Annotated in this window: 19 protein-coding genes; 12 read left to right on the top strand and 7 right to left on the bottom strand. The window is 73.6% G+C overall.

From position 1 onward, the window contains the following. The gene (locus ACVMYR_RS12425; RefSeq protein ID WP_457121859.1) at window positions 1-816 is read right to left on the bottom strand and encodes an ABC transporter ATP-binding protein; all 816 of its coding nucleotides are present in this window, start codon (window positions 814-816) and stop codon (window positions 1-3) included. Between the two features lie 266 nt (window positions 817-1,082). Here ACVMYR_RS12425 and ACVMYR_RS12420 point away from each other — a divergent pair, with 266 nt between their 5' ends. Both ACVMYR_RS12420 and ACVMYR_RS12415 read left to right on the top strand, forming a co-directional pair. Continuing rightward, a complete protein-coding gene (locus ACVMYR_RS12420; protein ID WP_077938317.1) occupies window positions 1,083-2,111 on the top strand; it encodes an ABC transporter substrate-binding protein in 1,029 nt (342 codons plus the stop codon). Window positions 2,112-2,211: 100 nt separating this feature from the next. After that, window positions 2,212-3,072, top strand: a complete 861-nt coding sequence (locus tag ACVMYR_RS12415; RefSeq protein WP_077938321.1) for an ABC transporter permease — start codon at window positions 2,212-2,214, stop codon at window positions 3,070-3,072. A 54-nt stretch (window positions 3,073-3,126) separates the two neighbouring features. On the opposite strand, the gene ACVMYR_RS12410 is transcribed toward ACVMYR_RS12415, so the two are convergent. Continuing rightward, window positions 3,127-4,308, bottom strand: a complete 1,182-nt coding sequence (locus tag ACVMYR_RS12410) for an ABC transporter substrate-binding protein (protein ID WP_396792839.1) — start codon at window positions 4,306-4,308, stop codon at window positions 3,127-3,129. Window positions 4,309-4,756: 448 nt separating this feature from the next. Between ACVMYR_RS12410 and ACVMYR_RS12405 the strand changes: the two genes are divergently transcribed. The 5 genes from ACVMYR_RS12405 (at window position 4,757) to ACVMYR_RS12385 (ending at window position 10,641) form a co-directional block, all read left to right on the top strand. Further along, window positions 4,757-7,948 carry a nitrate- and nitrite sensing domain-containing protein gene (locus ACVMYR_RS12405; RefSeq protein ID WP_457121858.1) on the top strand — a complete coding sequence of 1,064 codons (3,192 nt, stop codon included), beginning with the start codon at window positions 4,757-4,759 and terminating at the stop codon, window positions 7,946-7,948. Next, window positions 7,945-8,352, top strand: a complete 408-nt coding sequence (locus ACVMYR_RS12400; RefSeq protein ID WP_007072984.1) for a roadblock/LC7 domain-containing protein — start codon at window positions 7,945-7,947, stop codon at window positions 8,350-8,352. Before ACVMYR_RS12405 ends, ACVMYR_RS12400 begins: the two co-directional genes overlap by 4 nt. A 70-nt stretch (window positions 8,353-8,422) precedes the next feature. Continuing rightward, entirely contained in the window at window positions 8,423-8,788 is a 366-nt protein-coding gene (locus tag ACVMYR_RS12395) for a DUF742 domain-containing protein (protein WP_007072983.1), read from the top strand. Further along, window positions 8,769-9,392 carry a GTP-binding protein gene (locus ACVMYR_RS12390; protein ID WP_043965589.1) on the top strand — a complete coding sequence of 208 codons (624 nt, stop codon included), beginning with the start codon at window positions 8,769-8,771 and terminating at the stop codon, window positions 9,390-9,392. The genes ACVMYR_RS12395 and ACVMYR_RS12390 overlap by 20 nt, the downstream gene beginning before the upstream one ends. 268 nt (window positions 9,393-9,660) lie before the next feature. Next, the gene (locus tag ACVMYR_RS12385; protein ID WP_457121857.1) at window positions 9,661-10,641 is read left to right on the top strand and encodes a ferritin family protein; all 981 of its coding nucleotides are present in this window, start codon (window positions 9,661-9,663) and stop codon (window positions 10,639-10,641) included. 191 nt (window positions 10,642-10,832) lie between these two features. Here ACVMYR_RS12385 and ACVMYR_RS12380 read toward each other — a convergent pair whose 3' ends face one another. From ACVMYR_RS12380 to ACVMYR_RS12360, 5 genes are read right to left on the bottom strand one after another with little or no spacing between them, the layout of a single operon-like run. Beyond that, window positions 10,833-11,921 (bottom strand): uroporphyrinogen-III synthase, encoded by a 1,089-nt coding sequence (locus ACVMYR_RS12380; protein ID WP_077938323.1) that lies wholly within the window; start codon window positions 11,919-11,921, stop codon window positions 10,833-10,835. Then, the gene (nirD, locus tag ACVMYR_RS12375) at window positions 11,922-12,299 is read right to left on the bottom strand and encodes a nitrite reductase small subunit NirD (protein ID WP_077938324.1); all 378 of its coding nucleotides are present in this window, start codon (window positions 12,297-12,299) and stop codon (window positions 11,922-11,924) included. Beyond that, on the bottom strand, window positions 12,296-14,896 hold the full coding sequence (gene nirB, locus ACVMYR_RS12370) for a nitrite reductase large subunit NirB (protein WP_457121856.1): 2,601 nt from the start codon (window positions 14,894-14,896) through the stop codon (window positions 12,296-12,298). The genes nirD and nirB overlap by 4 nt, the downstream gene beginning before the upstream one ends. Beyond that, complete coding sequence (locus tag ACVMYR_RS12365; protein WP_357747132.1) at window positions 14,896-16,407, bottom strand: FAD-dependent oxidoreductase; 1,512 nt, start codon at window positions 16,405-16,407, stop codon at window positions 14,896-14,898. Before ACVMYR_RS12365 ends, nirB begins: the two co-directional genes overlap by 1 nt. Continuing rightward, entirely contained in the window at window positions 16,404-18,518 is a 2,115-nt protein-coding gene (locus ACVMYR_RS12360; protein ID WP_457121855.1) for a molybdopterin oxidoreductase family protein, read from the bottom strand. The genes ACVMYR_RS12365 and ACVMYR_RS12360 overlap by 4 nt, the downstream gene beginning before the upstream one ends. Window positions 18,519-19,062: 544 nt before the next feature. On the opposite strand from ACVMYR_RS12360, the gene ACVMYR_RS12355 reads away from it, so the two are divergent. From ACVMYR_RS12355 to rpsI, 5 genes are all read left to right on the top strand, one after another. Further along, window positions 19,063-19,320 carry a DUF6364 family protein gene (locus tag ACVMYR_RS12355; protein ID WP_043965603.1) on the top strand — a complete coding sequence of 86 codons (258 nt, stop codon included), beginning with the start codon at window positions 19,063-19,065 and terminating at the stop codon, window positions 19,318-19,320. After that, window positions 19,310-19,603 (top strand): type II toxin-antitoxin system PemK/MazF family toxin, encoded by a 294-nt coding sequence (locus tag ACVMYR_RS12350; protein ID WP_043966519.1) that lies wholly within the window; start codon window positions 19,310-19,312, stop codon window positions 19,601-19,603. The genes ACVMYR_RS12355 and ACVMYR_RS12350 overlap by 11 nt, the downstream gene beginning before the upstream one ends. Before the next feature lie 204 nt (window positions 19,604-19,807). After that, a complete protein-coding gene (locus ACVMYR_RS12345) occupies window positions 19,808-21,175 on the top strand; it encodes a NarK family nitrate/nitrite MFS transporter (RefSeq protein ID WP_457121854.1) in 1,368 nt (455 codons plus the stop codon). Window positions 21,176-21,385: 210 nt separating this feature from the next. Continuing rightward, window positions 21,386-21,829 carry a 50S ribosomal protein L13 gene (gene rplM, locus ACVMYR_RS12340; protein WP_043965607.1) on the top strand — a complete coding sequence of 148 codons (444 nt, stop codon included), beginning with the start codon at window positions 21,386-21,388 and terminating at the stop codon, window positions 21,827-21,829. Window positions 21,830-21,849: 20 nt separating this feature from the next. Then, on the top strand, window positions 21,850-22,314 hold the full coding sequence (gene rpsI, locus ACVMYR_RS12335; protein WP_043965609.1) for a 30S ribosomal protein S9: 465 nt from the start codon (window positions 21,850-21,852) through the stop codon (window positions 22,312-22,314). The last annotated feature ends 10 nt before the right edge of the window (window positions 22,315-22,324 follow it).

Genomic DNA, 22,324 nt, shown 5'->3' with positions numbered 1-22,324 from the left:
TCACCGCCCCTCCGCGCCGGCCCCGGTGGCGGCGGGCGCGGAGGCGGCGGGCGCGGCGGGGACGTCGCGCTCCATCAGCAGCTCGTGCAGCTCGGCGCTGACCCGGGCGACGTCGGCGAGGTGGGCGTTGCGGCCGAGGGTCCGGGGCCGGGGGATGTCGACCTCGACGATCGCGCGGATCCGGCCCGGCCGGGGGCTGAGCACGACCACCCGGTCGGCGAGCAGCACCGCCTCGTCGATGGAGTGGGTGACGAAGACGACGGTGGCCCCGCTGGTCATGTGCACCCGCTGGAGCTCACCGGAGAGCTCCTCGCGGGTGAGCGCGTCCAGGGCGGAGAACGGCTCGTCCATGAGCATCACCCGGGGGTCGCCGATCAGCGACCGGCACAGCGAGACGCGCTGCTGCATGCCGCCGGACAGCTCGTGCGGCAGCCGCTTCTCGAACCCGGCGAGCCCGGCCAGGTCGAGCAGCTCCCGGGCGCGCTCGCGGTGCCCGGCCCGCTTCCACCCGAAGATCTCCACGGGCAGCAGCACGTTGTCCAGCACCGACCGCCAGGGCAACAGGGCGGGGCGCTGGAACAGCATGGCGATGTCGCGGCGGGGGCGGGTGATGGGCGTGCCGGCGACGGTGATCTCCCCGGCGGTGGCCGGCAGCAGGCCGGCGATCATCCGCAGCAGGGTGGACTTGCCGCAGCCCGAGCGCCCGAGCACGGCGACGAACTCGCCCTCGGCGACGTCGAGGTCGATGCCCCGCAGCGCCTCGACCCGGCCGGCCCGGCCGTCGAAGGTGCGGGACACGCCGGACAGTCGGATCATCGCCGGTGTCCTCCCTGAGTGGACCATCAGGATCGCAGCTAGAGTAGCCCGCCGCCGTCCGGAGGCAACGGTCCGGGGTGGAGATCAGTTCGTTTCCGTTCCGAAACACACACTCCTCGCTACACCGGCAGGTCTCTTGCGTAGTCTGTGCCGGCGAAGAGTCCCCTCACGACGATGGCGTCGGCTCCCCCCTCTGTCGACGCCGTTGCTCTCGACGACCCGCCCGGAGGCGCATCGCCCCTGGTCGGAAAGGACATGGTGCACAGATGAACAGGCTGACCCGCACGGTCGCCGCGGCCCTCCTGGCCTCCGCCCTCACCCTGGTGTCCGCGTGCAGCAGCGACTCGGACGCGTCCGACGCCAAGGGCGGCGACGGCAAGTCACTGGAGAAAGTGACGTACCTCACTTCCTTTGGCAACTTCGGCCGGGACTCCTACGCCTGGGTGGCGAAGGAGAAGGGCTTCTTCAAGGAAGCCGGCTTCGACGTCGAGATCAAGCCCGGTCAGGGTACGGGCGCGGTGATCCAGACCATCGTCGGTGGTCAGGCCGACTTCGGCCCCATCGACCTCACCGGTGGTCTGCTCCAGCTCGGCAACGGCCAGGCCAAGGACTTCGTCGCCGTCGCGGCGATCCAGCAGCGCACCATGGCGGCCATCGTGACGGTCGAGGGCAAGAACATCGCCTCGCCGAAGGACCTGGAGGGCAAGAAGCTCGCCGACGCCCCGGCGTCCGTGGTCCGCAACCTCTTCCCGACGTACGCCCGGCTCGCCGGCGTGGACGTCAACAAGGTGACCTGGGTCAACGGCGAGCCGCAGACCCTGATGGGCACCCTCGCCTCCGGCTCCGTCGACGGCATCGGCCAGTTCGTCGTGGGCCAGCCGACGGTCGAGGCGGTCACCAAGAAGAAGGCCGTCCTGCTGCCCTACAGCAACGTGATGCAGGACCTCTACGGCAACGTGCTGATCACCTCCAGCAAGATCGCCAAGGAGAAGCCGGAGATGGTCAAGCGGTTCAGCGCCGCGCTGATCAAGGGCCTGGAGTACTCCCTGGCGAACCCCCAGGAGGCCGCCGAGCTGCTGAAGAAGAACGTCGACGCCACCAACCCGGCGGCGGCCGCCGCCGAGCTCCAGCTGATGGCCGGGTACGTCCGCTCCAACAACTCCGGCACCAAGATCGGCACGCTGGACAGCGGCCGGGTCGCCAAGAGCATCGCGATCCTCCAGGGCGCGGGCTCGCTCAAGCAGAACATCACCCCCGACCAGATCATCGACTTCAACCTCGTGCCGCAGTCCTGACCGGCCCGACAAGTCAGCAGGGGTACGTCCCGCCGGCCTCCGGCGGGACGTACCCCCGTTCCGTTCCCGGCCGCCGCGCCGGATGGATGAGGAGAAGAAGATGACCGACCTCCGGTCACCGGAACCGGCGCTCGCGGGCCCGCCCGCCGTCCAGCGCCGCACCGCCGTGGGGCGCGGCGCCCTCGGCACCGGCGCGCGGGCCGGCGCGAACGGCCTGCTGCTGCCCGGCGCGGGCCTGCTGGTCGCGTTCGCGGTGTGGTGGCTCACCGCCCGGCTGGAACTGGTGCACCCCGCCGCGCTGCCCACCCCCGGCTCGGTGCTGTCGGCGTTCACCGACAAGCCCGACCGGATGCTGGAGCACACGCTCGACACCATGCTGGAGATCCTGATCGGCTTCGCGCTCTCCGCCGTGGCCGGCGTCCTGCTCGGGCTGTCGCTGGCCGCCTCGCGCACCGTCGAGCGGATGTTCACCCCGCTGCTCGTCGCGGTCAACGCGGTCCCGAAGATCACCCTGGGGCCGCTGCTGGTGGTGGCGCTCGGCTGGGGTCAGAAGCCGATTCTGACCATGGTCTTCCTGCTCTGCTTCTTCCCGATCGTGCTCTCCACCGCGACCGGGCTGACCACCACGCCGTCCGACCTGGCCGAGCTGGTCCGCTCCCTGAACGCCTCCTGGTGGCAGGCGTTCCGCAAGGTGCGCTTCCCGGCCGCGCTGCCGCAGATCTTCGTCGGCCTGAAGGTGGCGATGCCGCTGGCCGCCATCGGCGCGGTGATCGGGGAGTTCCAGGCCGGCGAGAGCGGCCTCGGGTACGTCATCACCCAGTACGCCGGCATCGGCGACACCGCGACCGCCTGGGCGGCGATCATGCTGGTGGCGCTGGTCAGCATCCTGCTTTACTCGGCGCTGGTGTTCGTGGAGCGCCTGGCCCTGCCCTGGGTGCGGGCGACCACCTCGTCGAGGTGAGACGACGATGGGCCCGCCGGTCGACCGGCGGGCCCATCGTCGTCGTGCGTGCCGTCAGCCGGCGAGCCGCCAGCGGCCGCCCCGGGCGACCAGCGTCGTGAGGGCTTGCGGCATCAGCCCCGAGTGGTTGTCCGGCGTCATCCGGATCGGGCCGGAGAGGCCGTCCATCTGGGACGTCTCCAACACGTTGCGCAGCCCGTCGCGGCCGGCCTTGCCGGGCGCGCCGCCGGCCCGCAGTTCGGCATCGGCGATGAGCTGCACGGCGTCCGCGGCGAACGAGGAGAAGCCGTTGTAGCCGCCGAAGCGGGCCGTGTAGTCCTGGAACCACTGGCGGCGGGCCGCCTTGGCCGGGGTGGTGGCGATGACATCGTCGATGACCATCGTCTGGGTGAAGATCAGGGTGGCCCGCTCCGCCGACCGGGACGCCGCGCCCAGGAACAGCTCCCCGGCGGCCGAGGCGTCGAAGAACAGCGAGCCGGTGAACCCGGCCGTCTGGGCCGCGCCCGCGGCGAGCATCGCCTGCTCCGGCGGGGTCCAGACCACCATCGCCTCCGGCTCCCGCGCGGCCAGCGTGGCGACCTGCTGGCTGACGTCGGTGTCGGTGGTCTTCACCGACTGGTCGCTGAGCAGCTTGATGTTGGTCTTGTCGAACTCGCGGCGCAGCACGTCCAGCCCTTCCCGGCCGTAGCTGTCGTCGCTGTTGAGCACGGCCACCTTGCGGATCCCACGGCGGCGCAGCTCGGTGGTGAGGGCGGCGGCGCTGTCGGCCGCGTTCGGGGCCAGCTTGAACAGGTATCGCCGGTCGGCGACCGGGGTGGCCACGGCGCTGGACGAGGCGAGCGCGATCGTCGGGATCTTCTTCTCGTTGATCGTACGTGCCGCGCCGACGGCGCACTCGTTGCAGCCGCCCATGATGATCGCGCTCACCTGGGAGTCGTTGCTGAAGTCACCGATGTTGCGCAGCGATTCGCTCGCGTCCGACCGGTTGTCCTTCACCTTGAGCTCGATCCTGCGGGCACCGAGCGCGCCCGAGGCGTTCATCTGGTCGACCTTCAGTTCCAGCGCGCGCTGGTAAGCCTTGCCCACCGGGGCCGCGGAGCCGGACAGCTCCAGGTCCACGGCGATCACGATCGGGCTCGTATCCTGCTCCGCCGCGCCGAACTGGCAGCCGGTGAGCGTGGTGGCCAGGACGGCCGAGGCGAGCGCCGCGATGGTCGCGGAGCGGATGGGAGTCAACTCTGTCCTCCAGGTGCGGCGCGGGCAGATGCCCGGTCACCGCCGCTTGTTCCGTCCTCAGTGGAGAAACGGGATTGGTCTGCCGTACGGTGTGCGCGAAGCCTGCAAAACCTTGCCAATGCCGGGCCCTGTGGTCAAGCGCGGATGCTCCGAAGCTTTTCGGGACGGGCGTCCCACATGTTGGGGTAACCCGATGTTTGCAAACGCTTACTTTGCATAAGCGCGCGACCACTCTGGAGTCACATCCCCTGATCAGGGGCTTGGGGAAATGAAGGTATTAGTTGACCGGATCACGCGATGAGTGCCGTGCGACCGTTTCCTACCTCACCGCGGCTTCCCAAACACGATCTTCTCTGATGAAATCGCGGCCGTGCCGCGCGCGGCGCTGTCCGCTGCACCGGGCACGGGTCGGCGGTTCAGGCGTGGAAGAAACGACGGAGGCGATGTCGTGAGCACCGGACCTACGACCCTGCCCGAGAGCGGCGAGTCGAACGAGCGGGGCCGGCGACGGCTGCCCCGCCTCCGGGATGCCCGGATCCGCTCGAAGCTGGCGCTGATTCTGGTGGTGCCCGTCGCGGCGGTGATCCTGCTCGCCACCATCCGGCTCATCTCCACCGGTGAGGGCGCGCTGGAGGCGACCCAGCTGCGGTCGCTGACCGCCCTGTCGATCGACGTCTCGGCGCTGACCCAGGACCTGCACAAGGAGCGGATGGCCGCGGCCACCCTGCTGGCCCGTCCCGGGGAGAAGGGCCGGGTCGACGAGTTCAACCTGCGGGTCCGCAGCACCGACGCGCGCATCGAGGCGTACAACGCCGAGCGGGCCGGCATCGGCGAGGTCCCGGCCGACGTGCGGGACCGGCTCAAGGTCATCGACGACCACCTGAAGACGCTGAACAGCACCCGCCAGGAGGTGCTGGACCGCAAGCAGATGCCGGTGGCCGAGGCGTCGCTGCGCTACGGCGTCATCGTCACCGACCTGGTCTCCTACAACGACACGCTCGCCCAGCTGCCCGGCCAGGAGGCCCTGGCCGACAACCGCCGGGCGGTGGCCGCGTTCGCCCACGCCAAGGCCGCGGTCGCCGAGGAGCAGGCCGTCGCCTACACGGCGCTGTCCTCCGGCCGGCTCGACGAGGAGCAGTTCTCCTCCTTCGTGGCCACCCTCACCAGCCAGCAGGAGGCCCTGGTCTCCTTCTCGCTGTCGGCCGACCCGGCCCAGCGGGCCCTGGTCGACGGCACCGTCTCCGGCGACGCCGTCGTGCTCGCCGACCGGGTGGCCGCCGACCTGACCCGGTCGGTCGGGCAGACCCCGCTGGTCACCGCCGCCGACGTGTCCGCCTCCGTCGGCTCGGTCAACGACCTGATGCGGTGGGCGGAGATCCAGCTCCAGCGGCGGCTGCTCGACCAGACCGAGCAGGCCCGCGCGGACGTCATCCAGCAGGCCGTCATCGAGTCGGTGCTGGTGCTGCTGACCCTGATCATCGCCGTCACGCTGGCCGTGGTGCTGGCCCGCTCGCTCAACCACTCGCTGCGCCGGCTGCGCGAGGGCGCGCTGTCGGTGGCCAACCACGACCTGCCCGACGCGGTGCAGCGGCTGCAGTCCATCGGCAACGTCGGCGACGGCGGCGTGGAGGAGATCGTCCGGCAGGTCCGGGACCCGATCAAGCTCACCAACCGCGACGAGGTCGGCCAGGTGGCCCTGGCGTTCAACGTCGTCCACCGGGAGGCGGTCCGGGTCGCCGCCGAGCAGGCCGCGCTGCGCACCAGCGTCTCCGCGATGTTCCTCAACCTGGCCCGGCGCAGTCAGACGCTGGTCGACCGGATGATCGGCGAGCTGGACGCGATCGAGCGCGGCGAGGAGGACCCGAAGCGGCTCGCCCAGCTCTTCGAGCTGGACCACCTGGCCACCCGGATGCGCCGCAACGACGAGAACCTGCTGGTCCTCGCCGGTGCCGACTCCGCCGTGCCGCGCCGCGACGACGCCCTCCTGATCGACGTGCTGCGGGCGTCCCAGTCCGAGGTCGAGCAGTACAACCGGATCGAGTTCGGCACCGTCGACACCGACATCTCGGTCGCCGCGCACGCGGTGAACGACGTCGTCCGTCTGGTCGCCGAGCTGCTCGACAACGCCACCCGCTTCTCGCCGCCGAACACGGTGGTGGTCGCCGACGGCCGGCGGATCCGCGACTACGTGCTCATCCAGGTCGAGGACCGGGGCCTCGGCCTCACCGACGAGCAGCTCGACTCGCTCAACCGCCGGCTCTCCGCGCCGTCGACGGTGGACGTGGCCGCGTTCCGGCTGATGGGTCTGGCCGTGGTGAGCCGCCTCGCCTCCCGGTACAGCATCCGGGTGGAGCTGCGGCGCAACGTGGAGGGCGGCACCGTCGCCCAGGTGACCCTGCCCGCCTCGACCGTCGTGCTGCCGTCGCTGCGGGGACGCGAGCCGGCTCCGGCCCCGCTCACCCCGGCACGCCAGCCGGCCGCGGTGGAGCAGGCCCCGCCGAGCCCGGCCAGCTTCGGTGAGCCGGCGACCGCCGGCCGCACCGCCACCCTGACCGACCAGTGGCGCACCGCGGCGCCGACGCCGGCCCGGTGGCAGGTGCCCGGCGACGCCCGGGACGCGGCGCCGGCCGCGCCGTTCGGCAACCCGACCGTGTCCCAGCCGACGATCCCGACCGTGACACCCGTGTCGCAGCCGCCCGCCTCGCAGCCGGCCGGGCCGGCCCAGCCGGCGTACGCGCCCGGCGGTGGCGCGATCGGTAGCCCGACCGTGGCGTTCCCGGCGATCGATCCGCTGCCCCGACGGTCGCCGAACGGGGAGTCCGCCCAGCCGGCCACCCCGCTCGCCCCGGCCACCCCGACGGCGTCGTTCGCGCCGGCCGCTCCGCTCGCGCCGGCGACCCCGGCGTCGTTCGCGCCGGCGGCCCCGGCGCTGCCGGGTGGGCCGGTCGCCGGGATGGCACCCTCCGCCCCTTCCGCCCCGCCCGTGTCGGCAGCCCCGGCCACCCCGGTGGTCGCTCGCCCGGCCCAGCAGGCGGAGGCGCCGATCTTCCGCGAGATGGAGGCGGTATGGTTCCGCTCGCACGGTGATGACGTGACCGCGATCTTCCAGCGCCCCAACTTCGACGACGCGCCCGCCCCGGCACAGGCCACCGCCCTGCCGCAGGCCACCGCGCCGGCGCAGGCCACCGCCCCGCCGCGGGCTCCGCTGCCCACCCGTACCCCGGGGGCCACCGCCACGGACGGCCCGAGCGCGACGACCGCGCCGCCGGCCAGCACCATGCCGGTGGCACCGCCCCCGCAGCCGGCAGCCTCCGCGACCGGCGGGCCGGCGGCACCCACCCCGCCGCCGGCGGTGGACCCGGAGGCGTGGCGGACCGCCGCCGACGAGGGCTGGTCCCGGGCCAGCCGGGCAGCCGAACCGCCGGCCGCCGGCACCACCCGCTCCGGCCTGCCCAAGCGGGTGCCCCAGGCCCAGCTCGTCCCCGGGGGGATCGAACAGAAGAGCGGCCGGGACCGCAGCCGGCGCACCCCCGACGAGGTACGCGGCCTGCTGTCGGCCTATCACCGCGGCGTGCAGCGGGGGCGGACGGCCGGCGGGGCGGACCAGACCAGCAATTCGACCAAGGAGACGAGCCGATGAACAGGCCAGCGGCCATGCAGGACATGGGTTGGCTGCTCACCAACTTCGCCGACAGCGTGGCGGGCATCGCCCACGTGGTGGCGGTGTCCGCGGACGGGCTGCTGCTCGCCTCGTCCCGGGACCTCCCCGCGGACCGGGCCGACCAGCTCGCCGCCATCACCTCCGGCGTGGTGAGCCTGACCGAGGGCGCGGCCCGCATGTTCAGCGCCGGCGGGGTGCTCCAGACGGTCATCGAGATGGACAGCGGATACCTGTTCCTCATGTCGATCAGCGACGGCTCGTCGATGGCGGTGCTCGCCGCCCGCAGCTGCGACGTGGGGCAGGTCGGCTACGAGATGGCGCTGCTGGTCGAGCGGGTGGGCGCCGCGCTGGTGCCGCTGCCCCGCGACGCGGTGCGCGCGTAGCGCGGCCGGGCTGCACGGACAGATGACCAGACGTCGAGCGACGACGTCGACCGGGAGGAGGTGATCGCGGATGGACCAACGACGGGAGGACCCGCGCGGCGCGCTGGTGCGTCCGTACGCGGTCACCCGGGGCCGTACCGAGCCACGCCAGGACATCGCGCTGGAGGCGGTGCTGACGGCCAGCCCGACAGCCGTCGCCGAGTCCAGGTTCGCCGGTCACGACAAGCACCGGATCGCCACGATCTGCGAGGGTCGGCCCCAGTCGCTGGCCGAGGTTGCCGCGTACACCCGGATGCCCCTGGGTGTCGCCCGGGTCATCGTCGCCGACATGGTGGCCGAGGGCCTGCTGACCCTGCATACTGCCGCTCCCGCCGAGGGATACGAGGAGCGGATGGAAATTCTTGGAAGGGTGCTAAGTGGACTTCGCAGGCTATGACCCCGCCGGGGCGCGCCGCAACCGCGGGATCACCTCCGCGAAGATCGTGGTTGCGGGCGGCTTCGGCGTGGGCAAGACGACCCTGGTCGGCGCGGTCTCGGAGATCACTCCGCTGACCACCGAGGCGGTGATGACCTCGGCCGGCGTCGGCATCGACGACCCGTCGAAGGTGCCGGGGAAGCAGACGACGACGGTCGCCATGGACTTCGGCCGGATCACCATGGCCGAGGACCTGATCCTGTACCTCTTCGGCACGCCCGGCCAGACCCGGTTCTGGTTCATGTGGGACGAGATCATCAAGGGCGCGGTGGGCGCGGCGGTGCTGGTCGACACCCGCCGGATCACCGACGCGTTCGCCCCGCTGGACTACTTCGAGAACCGCCGCCTGCCGTACGTGGTGGCGCTCAACCGGTTCGACGGAGCCCCGCAGTACGAGCTGGAGGAGGTCCGCGAGGCCCTCGCCATCTCGCCCCAGGTGCCCCTGATCATGACCGACGCCCGGCACCGTGAGCCCGTCAAGCAGGTGCTGGTGACGGTCGTCGAGCACGCGATGATGCGCCTGCAGGCCGAGCACGGCCGGGGCTTCCCGACCCCGGTCGGCTGACGTCGGAAAGGCTGGCGGCGGTCCGGGTCGTCCGGACCGCCGCCAGCGCCGTCTGGCGGCCCCCTGCCTCGCAAGGCCGGCCGGGCGTGGCGCTGCCGCGCGGGTCCGGTTTGTCGTTACGGGCGCGACCCTCCGCGTTCACGTTCGCGGGCCCACGCGTGAGCCAGCGCGCCCCACACCGCCTTTGACCTGCGGCAACATACGCTTCTCCAAGATATTGACGCAGCGTGACCAGTGCGCCACGGCACGCTCGACACAGGAGGAGCACATGCGCAGAGCCACAGTGGTGTCCGCCGTCGTGGCGGGCGCGGTGATCGGCCTCGCCGGCCCGGCCCAGGCCGCCGGCCTGGACCCGCAGACCCGCCGCAACGCCCTGACCGCGATGGAGGGCGAGGCGTACGCCCACGCCAGTTACCTCGCGTACGCGCAGGAGGCGGAGCGGACCGACCAGGAGGGCATCGCCAGCCTGTTCCGCGCCACGGCGGAGACCGAACGGTACGACCACTTCGCGGCCGAGGCCGAGCTGATCAACTTCGTGCACGGCAACGCCGACAACCTGCGCGAGTCGATCGCCGGGGAAGAGCGCGAGGCGACCGTCGTCTACCCGTCGTACGCCGAGCAGGCCCGCCTGGACGACTGCCCCGAGGCGGCCGACCTGTTCACCGAGCTGGCCGGCGACGAGGCCACGCACGCCGCCCGGTTCCGGGTCGCGCTCGAAGCGGTGCTGAACCCCGGGTCCGGCATCGTCGTCCCCGTCGGTGAGGTGGTGCCGCCGGTGCCGATCGTCCGCAGCACGCCGGCCTGCTCGGGGCGGACCCAGGACAACCTGGAGACCACGCTGCGCGGCGAGGCGTTCGCCAACGCCAAGTACACCCTGTACGCCGAGCACGCCCGCGCCACCGGGCAGCGCCGGCTGGCCCGGCTCTGGGACAACACCGCCGGGCAGGAACTCGGCGAGCACTTCGCCCAGACCGCCATCCTGGCCGGGCTGGTCGGCAGCGACGCCGACAACCTGCGCAAAGCGATCGCGGGCGAGGAGCACGAGGCGACCACCATGTACCCGACCTTCTCCCGGCAGGCGGCGGCGGCCGGCGACGACCGGGCGGCGGCGCTGTTCGCCGAGATCGCCCACGACGAGGCCGACCACGCGTCGGCGTTCCTGCGGGCGCTGGTCGACCTGTCGCTCGGCGGGTCGGGCGGCGAAGAGGCGAAGAAGGGCGGCCGGCAGCCGACGAGCCCCAAGGTCTGACCGGGCCGGGCGCGGCGCCCCCGAAGGCGGTGCGGGCCGCCGGGGGTGCTGCGGGAGACACGATCGATGGCCGGCTGCGGTGCACTCGCGTCGGCGTGTCGTGTCCCGGAGGCAGCCACCGTTCCCGGCCCGTGGTCGGCGCACTTCGCCGCCGGCAGCCCCACGGGCCAGCCGGCCCCAGCGCAGGCCGGTCAGTCGACCCGGAGGCGGTAGCCGCGCTTCACCACCGTCTGCACCACCCGGGGGGCCTTCAGCCCGGCCCGCAGCCGGGCCACCGCCATCTCCACCGCGTGCTCGTCCGCGCCGCGCGGCAGCGTCCGCAGCAGGGCGGTGCGGGACAGCACCCGACCCGGTGAGGTGGCCAGGGCCCGCAGCACCGCCATCGGCGCCGGGGCCAGGGGGCGCAGCTCCCCGTCGACCACGGCCGCGTGCCCGCGCAGGGTCAGCAGGTGCCCGGCGGCCTTGATGCTGACCGTACGCCGTGGCAGCTCGTCCACGATGGTCCGGACCAGCGCGCCCAGCCGGGCCCGGCTCGGCGCGCTCACCGGCACCCCCCGCCGCACCAGCGGCTCGGCGGTGACCGCGCCCACGCAACTGGCCAGCACGTCGCCGCGCAGCGCCTCCAGCACCGTTTCGGTGCGGTCCCCGGCGGCGCGCAGCAGCGCCTCGGCAGCCGGGGCGGAGGTGAACGTGACCGCGTCCACCAGCCGGCCCGCGACCAGGTCGATGAGCCGGTGCAGCGGCGCGGGGTCGGTCGGCGGGGCCCACCGGTACACCGGGACCTCGATCACGGTCGCCCCTGCGTCCTCCAGCGCGCTCGTGCACTCGGGCTGCCGGTCGCCGTGCAACTGCATGGCGATCACCTGCCCGGCCACCCCGCGCCGCACCAGGTGCTCGACGACCTCCTCGCAGCTCTCCGAGTCCGGCGACCACTGGTCGTGCAGGCCGGCGGCGCGGATCGCCCCCCGCGCCTTGGGACCCCGGGCCACCACGTACGCCTGCGACAGCACGCCGCGCAGCGGCTCCGCCAGCCCCCAGCCCTCGGCGGCCTCCAGCCAGCCGCGCATCCCGATGCCGGTGTTGGCCATCAGCACGTCCGGCGGGCGGGCCAGGCACTCCCGGGTCGCCTCGCGCAGGTCCGTGTCGTCGGTCAGCGGCACGATCCGCAGGGCCGGCGCGATGACCACCCGCGCGCCGCGCCGTTGCAGCAGGGCGGCCAGCTCGTCGCGCCGGCGGTCAGCGGTGACCCCGATGGTGAAGCCGGCCAGCTCGTCGGCCATTCACCCCTCCCGTCTCAACCGCACCTCGACCAGGCCGTCCCGGCAGCGCACGTCGTGCCGGGGCACCGCCACGCCGGGCAGGTCCAGGCAGGCGCCGGTGCGCAGGTCGTACACCTGCTTGTGCAGCGGGGAGGCGACCGTCGGCGTGCCGCCCCGGCTGCCCACGATGCCCCGCGACAGCACGTACGCGCCGCCGACCGGGTCGAGGTTGTCCAGGGCGAACAGCTCGTCGCCGGCGCGGAACAGGGCGACCTGCGCCCCGTCGACCAGGGCCGCCACGCCCCGCTCCGGCTCCAGCTTCTCCAGCGGGCAGACCGGGCTCCAGCCCTGCGTGTCCGCCGCCGGGCGGCGCGTGTACGTGTCCGTCGCGATGCTCATCGCCGTACCTCCGGGAGGCCGAGGGTGACCGGTTGCCGGCGGCGGGCGGGCGCCTCGCCGTCGGGTGCCGCTGCCGCCGCGACCGGCCGGGCCCGGCCGGCGGGCACGGGCTGGCCGCGTTCGACGGCGAAGGTGATCGACGGGTCCGGCACGTCGGGCGCGTTGACGAACGACGAGAAGCGGCGCAGCCGCTCCGGGTCGTCGAGCACGTCGCGCCACTCATCCGAGTACCCCGCCACGTGCCGGGCCATCTCCGCCTCCAGCTCGGCGCAGAGGCCCAGCGAGTCGTCCACGATGACGGCGCGCAGGTGGTCGAGCCCGCCCTCCATCGCCTCGATCCAGGCGGCGGTGCGCTGCAAACGGTCCGCCGTGCGGATGTAGTACATGAGGAACCGGTCGATCAGCGGGATCAGCTCCGCCGTGGACAGGTCGGTGGCGAACAGGTCGGCGTGCCGGGGCCGGAAGCCGCCGTTGCCGCCGACGTAGAGGTTCCAGCCGGTGTCGGTGGCGATGATGCCGAAGTCCTTGCTGCGGGCCTCGGCGCATTCCCGGGCGCAGCCCGACACCGCCGACTTGAGCTTGTGCGGTGCGCGCAGCCCCCGGTAGCGCAGCTCCAGGGCCACGGCCAGGCCGACGGAGTCCTGCACCCCGTACCGGCACCAGGTCTCGCCGACGCACGACTTCACCGTGCGCAGCGCCTTGCCGTACGCGTGGCCCGACTCGAAGCCCGCGTCCACCAGCCGCCGCCAGATCTGCGGGAGCTGGTCGACCCGCGCCCCGAACAGGTCGATGCGCTGCCCTCCGGTGATCTTCGTGTAGAGCTTGAACTCCTGCGCCACCTGACCGATCACGATCAGCTTCTCCGGGGTGATCTCGCCGCCGGGGATCCGGGGCACCACCGAGTAGCTGCCGTCGCGTTGCAGGTTCGCCAGGTACGCGTCGTTGGTGTCCTGCAACGACGCCCGCTCGCCGTCGAGCACGTGCCCGGTGCCCAGCGACGCGAGGATCGAGGCGACCACCGGCTTGCAGATGTCGCAGCCCCGGCCCCGCCCGTGCTCGGCGATGAGCCGCGAGAAGGTGCGGATGCCGCGCACCCGCACCACGTCGAACAGCTCCTGCCGGCTCAGGTCGAAGTGCTCGCACAGCGCGGTGGACTGCTTCACCCCCGCCGCGTCGAGGAGCTGCTTGAGCATCGGCACGCACGACCCGCAGCTCGTGCCGGCCCGGGTGCACGCCTTCAGCGCCGGCACGTCCGCGCAGCCGCCGGCGATCGCCGCGTCGATGTCGTCGCGGGTGACCGCGTTGCACGAGCAGACCTGCGCGCTGCCGGGCAGCGCCCCGGCCCCGGCCGCCGCCCCGCCGGCCGGGGCCAGCAGCGCCAGCGGCGCGGCCGGCAGCGGCCCGCCGACGCTGGCCCGCAGCGTCGGGTAGGCGCTCGCGTCCCCGACCAGCACGCCGCCGAGCAGCGTCTTCGCGTCGTCGGAGAGGACCAGCTTCGCGTACGACCGGGTCGCCGGGTCGGTGAACGTCACGTCCAGGCTGCCCTCGGTGGTGCCGTGGGCGTCGCCGAACGACGCCACGTCCACCCCGAGCAGCTTCAGCTTCGTCGCGGTGTCCGCGCCGGGGAACGTCGCCGCGCCGCCCAGCAGCCGGTCGGCCACCACCTCCGCCGTGGCGTACCCGGGGGCGACCAGGCCGTGGCAGACCCCGTCGACGGCGGCGCACTCGCCGACCGCCCAGATCCGCTCGTCGCCGGTGCGGCACGTCGCGTCGACCAGCACCCCGCCGCGCGGGCCCAGCTCCAGGCCGGCCGCGCGGGCCAGGTCGTCGCGGGGCCGGATGCCGGCCGCCACCACCACCAGCTCGGCGTCGACCGTGCGGCCGTCGGACAGCTCCAGCGCGGTCACCGCCCCGTCCGCGCCGGGCCGCAGCGCGGTGGTCGCCACCCCGAGGTGGGTGGTTACCCCCAGCTCCTCGACGTAGCGGCGCAGCATCGCCCCGCCGGCCTCGTCGACCTGCACCGGCATCAGCCGGGGCGCGAACTCGATCACGTGGGTGACCAGGCCGAGCAGGCGCAGCGCGTTCGCCGCCTCCAGGCCGAGCAGGCCGCCGCCGATCACCGCGCCGACGCGCCGGCCCCGGGCGTGCTCCCGGATCGCCTCCAGGTCGTCGAGCGTGCGGTAGACGAACACCCCGGGCAGGTCCCGGCCCGCCACCGGCGGCACGAACGGGTACGAGCCGGTGGCCAGCACCACCGCGTCGTACGGATGCTCGCCGGTCGCCGTGACCACCACCCGCCGCTCGCGGTCGATGGCGGTGGCCGGCTCGCCGAGGCGCAGCTCCACCCCGTCGTCGGGGGTGTGCAGGTTCAGCTCCTCGGCGGACACCCCGTCGAAGAACGCCGACAGCCGCACCCGGTCGTACGCGGGCCGGCGCTCCTCGGCGAGCACCGTGACCTGCCAGCGGCGGTCGGTGTCCCGGGCGCGCAGCGCCTCGGTGAACCGCTGCCCCACCATGCCGTTGCCGATGACGACCACCCTGCCGCCGGTGGCGGCGTCGCCTCCGGCGGTGCCCGGCCCTGTCGTGTCGCCGTTCATCACGCCACCTCCACGCGGTCGTGTCGCGCCCTCGGGCTGTCGTCGTCGGTCGGGTCCGCCGGTTCGTCGGCCGCCGGGTCGACCTCGGCGAGCCAGCCGACGATGCCGGCGAGGGCGTCGCGGCACCCGCCGCAGCCGGTGCCGGCCCGGGTCGCCGCCGACATCGCCGCGACCGTCCGGGCCCCGGCCCGCCAGCAGGCCACCAGCGCGCCCTTGCTGACGTCGTTGCACTGGCACACGGTGGCCGCGTCCGGCATCAGCGCCGGTGACGCGGCCGGGGCGGCCGGCGCGCCGCCGAGCGCCCGGCCCAGCAGCAGCGCCCGCCGGTCGGACGGCACCGGCGCGCCCCGGTCGAACAGCTGCACCACCGTGCCGACGGCCGGGTTGTCGCCGAGCAGGATCGCCCCGGTCAGCCGCTCGTCGCGGATGCGCAGCCGGGCGTACGTGCCCCGGGCCGGGTCGGCGAAGGTCAGCTCCTCCACCGGCCCGTCACCGGCCCGGTCGCCCCCGGCGGCGGTGTCGCCCATCGCGGCGAGGTCGATCCCGGCCGCCTTGAGCCGGGTCACCGCCGGCCGGGGCCGGTACGCCGCGTGCGCGTCCGCGCCGCTGAGCAGCTGCGCCACCACCCGGGCCTGCGCCCAGGCCGGCGCGACCAGCCCGCTGGGCGTGCCGTCGTGCTGGGCGCAGTCGCCGATCGCCGAGACGTGCGGGTCGCTGGTGCGCAGCCGGTCGTCGACCACGACGCCCCGCTGCACCGCCAGCCCCGCCGCGGCGGCGAGGGCGGTGTCGGGGCGCACCCCGCAGGAGAGCACCAGCAGGTCGGCGGCGAGCGACGAGCCGTCGGACAGGTCGAGCCGGACGCCGTCGGCGTCGGCGGCGAGCCCCGTCGCGGACGCGCCGAGGTGGGCGCGCACGCCGAGGTCGGCGAGCGTGCCGGCGAGCACCGCGCCGGCCGTCGGGTCGAGCTGCCGCTCCATCAGGTGCCCGTTCGGGTGGACCACCGTCACGTCCAGCCCCCGGGCGGCGAGCCCCCGGGCCGCCTCCAGCCCGAGCAGGCCACCGCCGAGCACCAGCGCGCGGCGCGCGCCCCGGGACAGGGCCAGGATGCGCCGGCAGTCGTCCAGGGTGCGGAACACGGCCACCCGGTCCGGCAGGCGCGCGGGGTCCAGCCCCGGCAGCGGCGGCACCACGGCCCGGCTGCCGGTGGCGAGCACGAGGTGGTCGTACCCGATGCGTTCGCCGTCGCCGGTGCGCACCTCGCGGGCGGCCCGGTCGATCGCGGTCACCGCGACCCCGGTGCGCACGTCCACGCCGTGCCCGGCGGCCTCGGTCAGCTCCACGTCCGGCTCGTCGACCTTCCCGGCCAGCAGGGTGGAGAGCATGATCCGGTTGTACGCCCGGTGCGGCTCCGCCCCGAGCACGGTGACCTTGCGGTCCCCGGGGCGGGCGTGCAGCTCGGCGGCGAGCCGCGCGCCGGCCATCCCGTAGCCCACGATCACGACGGCGGTCATGGCTGAGCCCTCTCCACCCGGACGGCGCAGATCTTGAACTCCGGCATCCCGGAGACCGGGTCGACGGCGTCATTGGTGACCGAATTGGCCCGCGCGGCCCCGCCCCAGTGGAACGGCGCGAAGACCGTGTCGGGGCGGATCGTCGGGGTGAGCCGGGCCGGGGCGCGCAGCTCGCCGCGCCGCGAGGTGACGCGTACGTCCTCGCCGTCGCCGACGCCGAGCCGGGCGGCCAGGTCCGGGTGCAGCTCGACGAACGCACCCGGCGCGGCCCGGCGCAGCGCCGCCACCCGGCGGGTCTGCGCGCCGGACTGGTACTGGGCGAGCACCCGGCCGGTGGTCAGCCGCAGCGGATACTCGGCGCACACCTCCTCGGCCGCCGGCCGGTGGTCGACGGCGCGGAACCGGGCCCGCCCGTCGGGGGTGGGGAACGCGTCGGCGAACAGCCGCGGGGTGTCCGGCGCGTCCGCATCCGGGCAGGGCCAGAACACCCCGCCGGTGGCGTCGATCCGGTCGTAGCTCACCCCGGCGTAGTCGGCGACCCCGCCGGCCGAGGCCCGGCGCAGCTCGCCGAAGACCTCCGCCGGGTCGTCGCCGAAGCCCGCCTTCGCGCCGAGCCGGTCGGCCAGGTCGGCGATGATCGCCAGGTCGGTCCGCACGCCCGCCGGCGGCGTACGCACCGCGCGGCGGCGCAGCACCCGGCCCTCCAGGTTGGTCATCGTGCCGTCCTCCTCGGCCCACTGGGCGGTGGGCAGCACCACGTCGGCCAGCTCGGCGGTCTCCGAGCGCACCAGGTCGGCGACGACCAGCAGGTCCAGGTCGCGCAGCCGGCCCTCGACCCGGGCCGCGCGGGGCGCGGACACCACCGGGTTGGAGCCGAACACCAGCAGCGCCTTCGGGCCCGCCGGGGTGCCGAGGGAATCCAGGAGCTGGTACGCGGGCACGCCCGGCCCGGGCAGCTCGTCGGCGCTCACCCCCCACACCCCGGCGACGTGCGCGCGGGCCGCCGGGTCGGTGATGCTGCGGTAGCCGGGAAGCTGGTCGGCCTTCTGGCCGTGCTCCCGCCCGCCCTGGCCGTTGCCCTGGCCGGTGAGGCAGCCGTAGCCGGAGCCGGGCCGGCCGGGCAGGCCCAGCGCCAGGGCCAGGTTGATGAACGCCGTGACCGTGTCGACGCCCTTGGCGTGCTGCTCGGCCCCCCGGGCGGTGAGGATGATCGCGCCGCCCGCCGTCGCCAGGGCCCGCGCGGTGGCCTCCAGGTCGGCCACCGGCACGCCGGTCAGCCGCTCCACCTCGGCCGGCCAGTAGCCGGCCACCGTCCGCCGCACCTCGTCGAAGCCGGTGGTGCGCTCGGCGACGTACGCCCGGTCGACGTAACCCTCGGTGAGCGCGATGTGCAGCAGCGCGTTGGCCAGCGCGAGGTCGGTGCCGGGCACCGGTTGCAGGTGCAGGTCGGCCTGCCGGGCGGTGGCGGTGGCCCGGGGGTCCACCACGATCAGCGTCCCGCCGGCGGCCTGCTGGTCGGCGACGTGGCGCATCAGCGGCGGCATCGTCTCGGCCGGGTTCGCGCCCACCATCAGCAGGGTCCGCGCCCGGCCCAGGTCGGCCAGCGGGAACGGCAGCCCCCGGTCGACGCCGAACGCGCGGTTGCCGGCCGCCGCCGCCGACGACATGCACCAGCGCCCGTTGTAGTCGACGTGCCGGGTCCGCAGCGCCACCCGCGCGAACTTGCCCAGCGCGTACGCCTTCTCGTTGGTCAGCCCGCCGCCGCCGAAGACGGCGACCGCGTCGCGGCCGTGCCGGTCCTGGACGGCGCGCACGCCCCCGGCGACCCGCTCCATCGCCTCGGCCCAGGACGCCGGGCGCAGCTGCCCGGTGCCGGCGTCGCGCACCAGCGGGGTGGTCAGGCGGTCGGGGTGGTCGAGCAGCTCGGCGGCCGTCCAGCCCTTCTGGCAGAGGCCGCCACGGTTGGTGGGGAAGTCCCGGGGAAGGACCTCGACCCGCCCGCCGGTCTCGCGCAGCGTCATGCCGCACTGGAGGGCGCAGTACGGGCAGTGCGTCGCCGCCTCCCGGGGGGAGCCCCCCGGGGCAGTCGCCGGTCGCGCACCGTCTGTCATGTCGGCAAAGCGTGCCGCCGGGCGGTTTCGGGTCAGCGTCCCGTTTGTTTCGGTCCTGTCAAGAGCACCTCACACCGCACAGGAGAAACCCGCCGGACCTCCTGTTCGATCATCCAGGGCTGCCGGATCAAGGGGAGCGGGCGCCCCTTCTCGTGCCACATAGGGAGCTGAGTCACCTACGCCATCACGGCCGACGGATGATCATCGCGATCGCGATCGCGATCGCCGTCGCCGGTCGGCCCCTGGCCCCCGCTCCCCGCTCCCCGCTCCCCGGCCCCCGGCCCCCGGCCCCCGGCCGGTCGGTCGTCGGTCCGTCGGTCGTCGGTCGGTCGTCGGTCGGTGGTGGGCATGGGCTCGCGGGTCGGGGGTCGTCGACAGTGTGGGTCGGGGTGGGCCCTGATGTCGTATTCGACTCAGCTGCCTAGTGGCGACAGGAAGCCCTTCCGGCCAGACCCACCTCTCGACGGCGCGAGCTTTTCGCCGGTGCTGATGGCCCGGGGCAAGGGGGATGACCTGTGGTCATACCGGGAGTAGGGTGGGTGGCATGACTGCGAAGGTGACACTCTCGTTCTCCGACGACACGATCGAGGAGGCGCGCCGGTTCGCCAAGCGCGAGGGGCTGTCGCTCTCCGCCTGGATGGACCAGGCCGCCCGGGAGAAGGCGCTGCGCGAGGTCTTCACGGCGCACGCCGACGCCGTCAACCGGGCCGGGCTCGACCTGGAGACCGCCGCCGTCGCCGACGCACGCGAGGTGGCGATGGTCGACGACGTGCTCTTCGGCGGGCGGCCGCGTGCTGCGTAGGGGAGAGGTCTGGCGCATCTCCGGCGCCCGGGAGCGGCTCGGGCTGGTGATCAGCTCCGACGTCTACAACTCCACCGACGTGCCCATCGTGATGGTCGCCGAGGTGGTCGAAGCGGCGCTGCTGCGCGACTCGCCGCTGGCCGTGCCGATGGGCGGGCACGTGGTGATGCCCGACCGGCTCTCCTCGCCCATGAAGCAGTGGTTCACCGAGTGCGTGGACGTGGCCGACGCGGACACCATGCAGCGGGTCGCCCGCGCGTTGCGTATCCTGCAACAGCTCTGACCGCACCCCGCGCCGCTGGCCCCGCCCTGACCGGGATCTCACCATTGTCCCGACCCGCCCTGTGCGGCGGCTGTTGCGTCGGCGACTCCCGCGACGAATCTTCCGGTAATCCCGGCCTCCTAACTTGCTGGCGGAACCGCCCGTCGCCCGTCCCCTCGGCGTCGGGTGACGTGGACGCAGCGCCCGGCCGGGAGGAGACAGCGGATGACCAGCACGGTGGTCGAGACCGAACCCACAGGTGAGATCGACCTGCAACGCCGGCCGGGCCGGTGGATCGGGCACTGGGACCCCGAGGACCAGGGCTTCTGGCGGACCGTCGGCCGGTCGATCGCCCGCCGGAACCTCGTCTACTCGATCTTCGCCGAGCACATCGGCTTCTCGGTCTGGCTGCTCTGGAGCATCGTCGTCGTCCGGCTCGACGACGTCGGCTGGCAGCTCAGCACCAGCCAGGCGCTGTGGCTGACCGCCGTGCCCAGCGGGGTCGGCGCGCTGCTGCGGCTGCCGTACACCTTCGCGGTGCCGATCTTCGGCGGCCGTAACTGGAACGTCGTCTCCGCGCTGCTGCTGGTCCTGCCCTGCCTCGGCCTGGCGTGGGCGGTCGAGAACCCGGAGATCGGGTACGTCCCGCTGCTGCTGATCGCCGCCACCGCCGGCCTCGGCGGCGGCAACTTCGCCTCCAGCATGGCCAACATCTCCTTCTTCTACCCGGAGCGGGAGAAGGGCTGGGCGCTGGGCCTCAACGCCGCCGGCGGCAACATCGGCGTCGCGGTCGTGCAGTTCCTGGTGCCCCAGGTGGTCGTGCTGGGCGGCGGGCTCGCGCTCTCCCGGGCCGGCCTGATGTACGTCCCGCTCGCCGTCGCCGCGGCCGTCTGCGCGTACCTGTTCATGGACAACCTGGCCGAGGCGAAGGCGGACGTGAAGCCGGTCCTGTCCTCGCTGCGGCACGCCGACACCTGGATCATGTCGTTGCTGTACATCGGCACCTTCGGCTCGTTCATCGGCTACTCGGCCGCCTTCCCCACCCTGCTCAACTCGGTGTTCGGCCGGCCCGACATCGCGCTGAGCTGGGCGTTCATCGGCGCTGGGATCGGCTCGTTCTTCCGCCCGCTGGGCGGGCGGCTGGCCGACCGCATGGGCGGGGCCCGGGTCACCATCGGCAGCTTCGTGCTGATGGCCGTCGGGGCGTACGGCGCGCTCTGGTCGGTGCAGGAGCGCAGCCTGGGCGTGTTCTTCGCCGCGTTCATGCTGCTGTTCGTGGCGACCGGGATCGGCAACGGGTCGACGTACCGGATGATCTCCAAGATCTTCCGGGTCAAGGGGGAGGACCTGGGCGGCTCCCCGGAGACCATGCTGGCCATGCGCCGGCAGGCGGCCGGGGCGCTGGGCATCATCTCCTCCGTCGGCGCGTTCGGCGGCTTCCTCGTCCCGATCTGCTACGCCTGGGCCAAGTCCACCTATGGCGGCATCCAGCCGGCGCTGCGCTTCTACGTCGGCTTCTTCCTGGTGCTGCTGGTGGTCACCTGGGTCGCGTACGTGCGGCCCGGCTCCCGGATGGCCCGCGCCGGAGTGTGACCCTGGTCATGATCGAAACGGAGGGCCGCGCCGGGCGGCCCCCCGTTTTGACCTGCCGACCCGGCCCCGGGTATCGTTGCCTGCTGTTGTACGACATCTAGAGGCGTGCCGCATCAGGTACGCTTGGTCGTTCGTGCGCGCTGGTCCGGCCGGGTTGTCCTGGTCACCTCGGCGCGCGACCCCAGACCGACGACGAGACAAGGTAGACCTGTGCGTACGTACAGCCCGAAGCCGGGTGAGATCGAGCGTCAGTGGCACGTCATCGACGCCTCTGATGTCGTGCTGGGCCGCCTCGCGACCCACGCCGCCACGCTGCTGCGTGGCAAGCACAAGCCGACTTTCGCGCCGCACGTCGACACGGGCGACTTCGTCGTCGTCGTGAACGCGGGCAAGGTCGCGCTGACCGGCAACAAGCGCCAGCAGAAGGTCGCCTACCGCCACTCCGGTTACCCGGGCGGCCTCAAGCAGGTCGGCTACGAGGAGCTGCTCAGCAAGCGCCCCGAGCGGGCCATCGAGCTGGCCGTGAAGGGGATGCTCCCGCACAACAAGCTCGGCCGTCAGCTCATCAAGAAGCTGAAGGTCTACGCCGGTGCCGAGCACCCGCACGGCGCGCAGCAGCCGACGCCGTTCGAGATCAAGCAGATCGCGCAGTGAGCGCGGGCGAAGGAAACAGCATGACCGACATCACCGAGACCGAGGTTGCCCCCGAGGCCACCGAGGCGCCGGCGCCCGTCGTCCGCGCGCCCCGCGGCGACCGCCCGATCCAGACCGTTGGCCGCCGCAAGGAGGCCATCGTCCGGGTGCGCATCGTCCCCGGCAGCGGCAAGATCACCTGCAACGGCCGCGACCTCGAGGCCTACTTCCCGAGCAAGGTGCACCAGCAGCTCATCAAGGACCCGCTGGTGACCGCCGAGAAGCCCGAGGCCTTCGACGTCATCGCCAACCTGCGGGGCGGCGGCACCACCGGCCAGGCCGGTGCGCTGCGGCTCGCGATCGCGCGGGCGCTGATCGTCAGCGAGCCCGACGACCGCCCGGCCCTGAAGAAGGCCGGCTTCCTGACCCGTGACGCCCGGGTCAAGGAGAGCAAGAAGTACGGCCTCAAGAAGGCCCGTAAGGCTCCCCAGTACTCGAAGCGCTGACCAACAGCGG

The organism is Micromonospora sp. PTRAS2 (genome assembly GCF_054052245.1).
This window is presented reverse-complemented; position numbering and strand designations above follow the sequence as displayed.

Excerpts from the sequence above, each read along its gene's own strand:
- ACVMYR_RS12425 (WP_457121859.1), bottom strand. The coding sequence starts at position 816 with ATGATCCGACTGTCCGGCGTGTCCCGCACCTTCGACGGCCGGGCCGGC.
- ACVMYR_RS12420 (WP_077938317.1), top strand. The coding sequence starts at position 1,083 with ATGAACAGGCTGACCCGCACGGTCGCCGCGGCCCTCCTGGCCTCCGCC.
- ACVMYR_RS12415 (WP_077938321.1), top strand. The coding sequence starts at position 2,212 with ATGACCGACCTCCGGTCACCGGAACCGGCGCTCGCGGGCCCGCCCGCC.
- ACVMYR_RS12400 (WP_007072984.1), top strand. The coding sequence starts at position 7,945 with ATGAACAGGCCAGCGGCCATGCAGGACATGGGTTGGCTGCTCACCAAC.
- ACVMYR_RS12395 (WP_007072983.1), top strand. The coding sequence starts at position 8,423 with ATGGACCAACGACGGGAGGACCCGCGCGGCGCGCTGGTGCGTCCGTAC.
- ACVMYR_RS12385 (WP_457121857.1), top strand. The coding sequence starts at position 9,661 with ATGCGCAGAGCCACAGTGGTGTCCGCCGTCGTGGCGGGCGCGGTGATC.
- ACVMYR_RS12380 (WP_077938323.1), bottom strand. The coding sequence starts at position 11,921 with ATGGCCGACGAGCTGGCCGGCTTCACCATCGGGGTCACCGCTGACCGC.
- nirD (WP_077938324.1), bottom strand. The coding sequence starts at position 12,299 with ATGAGCATCGCGACGGACACGTACACGCGCCGCCCGGCGGCGGACACG.
- nirB (WP_457121856.1), bottom strand. The coding sequence starts at position 14,896 with ATGAACGGCGACACGACAGGGCCGGGCACCGCCGGAGGCGACGCCGCC.
- ACVMYR_RS12365 (WP_357747132.1), bottom strand. The coding sequence starts at position 16,407 with ATGACCGCCGTCGTGATCGTGGGCTACGGGATGGCCGGCGCGCGGCTC.
- ACVMYR_RS12360 (WP_457121855.1), bottom strand. The coding sequence starts at position 18,518 with ATGACAGACGGTGCGCGACCGGCGACTGCCCCGGGGGGCTCCCCCCGG.
- ACVMYR_RS12355 (WP_043965603.1), top strand. The coding sequence starts at position 19,063 with ATGACTGCGAAGGTGACACTCTCGTTCTCCGACGACACGATCGAGGAG.
- ACVMYR_RS12345 (WP_457121854.1), top strand. The coding sequence starts at position 19,808 with ATGACCAGCACGGTGGTCGAGACCGAACCCACAGGTGAGATCGACCTG.
- rpsI (WP_043965609.1), top strand. The coding sequence starts at position 21,850 with ATGACCGACATCACCGAGACCGAGGTTGCCCCCGAGGCCACCGAGGCG.